This window comes from Komagataeibacter oboediens (assembly GCF_003207815.1).
Classification (GTDB): domain Bacteria; phylum Pseudomonadota; class Alphaproteobacteria; order Acetobacterales; family Acetobacteraceae; genus Komagataeibacter; species Komagataeibacter oboediens.
Window position 1 is genome coordinate 1 of record NZ_NKTX01000188.1, and the last position, 1,400, is coordinate 1,400.

General features: G+C 60.2%; 2 protein-coding genes and 1 pseudogene. All 3 read right to left on the minus strand.

What is annotated here, in order from left to right; all coding sequences use genetic code 11:
* Positions 1–342: pseudogene (locus CFR80_RS18170) on the minus strand (hypothetical protein); the annotation flags it as partial.
* A 100-nt stretch (positions 343–442) separates the two neighbouring features.
* Positions 443–1,021, minus strand: coding sequence for a hypothetical protein (locus CFR80_RS18175; protein WP_110507852.1), 579 nt, complete (start codon positions 1,019–1,021; stop codon positions 443–445).
* Positions 1,022–1,042: 21 nt separating this feature from the next.
* Complete coding sequence (locus tag CFR80_RS18180) at positions 1,043–1,384, minus strand: hypothetical protein (protein ID WP_110507853.1); 342 nt, start codon at positions 1,382–1,384, stop codon at positions 1,043–1,045.
* Positions 1,385–1,400 lie beyond the last annotated feature (16 nt).

The following is a 1,400-nucleotide window of genomic DNA, read 5'->3' on the forward strand; positions in this document are numbered from 1 at the left end:
TGCAATCGCCCAATCATGCCGTTGGAAGAATACATCTGCATCAATCACCGCCAGATATTTGGCATCGGGCGGCAGGCGCGAGACGCCATAACGGATCAGTCCCTCCTTGAGCCAGTTTTCCTGCCGACTGTCACCACGGATCTGAAACAGGCGGACCCCAGCAAGAGCCGGGTCGTGCGGATCAAGAACAAAGTCGCGCTCGCCCATCACATGCTCGACCAGCGTAAGGGTTACGCCAGATACCTGCATATGCGTGATGAACTTGCGCAGAAGGCGCTCACGCGAACGCCAGCGCCGGTTATTGGAAAAAACGGAGACAACATGCAGTTGTGACGGGTTCATAGTGAATTGCTCGCCAGATATGCGTAAAGGAAGAAAGATGCAGCGGCCCCGGTAATGAGGCCGCTGATCTAGAGAAGGATTGCGATGGCGGGGTTTATGGTCAGCCCTGCGAAGCCGCAAAGACAGCGATTTCACCGATGGCAGCATCCCCATTCAGGGGCGACACGCCACGCAGGCGCGGGCCAGACATGTCAATCATGGCCTTGAGCAGGTCAATCAGCGTTTCCGCCGCCCCTGCTGCCGTCTTGACCTCGGACACCACACTGCTGGACAGGTTCGCCGCCGTGCCGGTGATGACCGCAATGATCAGCGTGTCCACCTTCTCCACATCGGCAAGAATGCTGTCGAAGGCCGCCTTCACGCTGGCGCTGCTATAGGACACTGACGTGCTGGACCCGGCAGCAGTCGAGAACGCAGACAGGGCCAATTTCAGCGATGAAATCACGGTGTTAGCGAGAGCCAGGCTCGCGGTTCCCATTGCGCTCGCCACGAACGACACGTTGATGGCCGTACTGGCGAAGGACAGGATCGCATTGCCGTAATCCACGACCTCGGCCACGTTCAGGGTGATCGTGGTGGTCGTGCCGGACTTGGACGTGGTGCAGGCTGCCAGCAGGCCAGCCGCCAGCGTTCCGGCCCCGGCGCGCAGCAGGGACCGGCGGGAAAGGTTCGGGTTCATGACGTTTTCCTTGTTGATCGATTAGTGGGCAGCCGCTTCGGGCTTGCCCTTCTTGTTCAGGACCGGAATACCCTGCGCCTGAACAGCTTCCTTGGCCGCAGGCTTATCATCGCGCGATACACGCAACGCCGATACGCCGGGCTTGAGACGGTTTTCCGCCCAGCCGATGTTCAGGCCGATGGTGGTCATGAGCTGGTAGGCCCATACCCACTTGCTGCCTGCATGCGGCGGCGGGATCATGGCGGTTGCGGCCCCGCAGGCGATGATGAACAGGGCCACGTACAGGTCATACTGCGTGGGCACTTCGGTCAGCAGCAGCGCGATGACCGCGCCAAGTCCGCCGAACTTCGCGGTGGTGTTCATGTGATTTCTCCGTTCG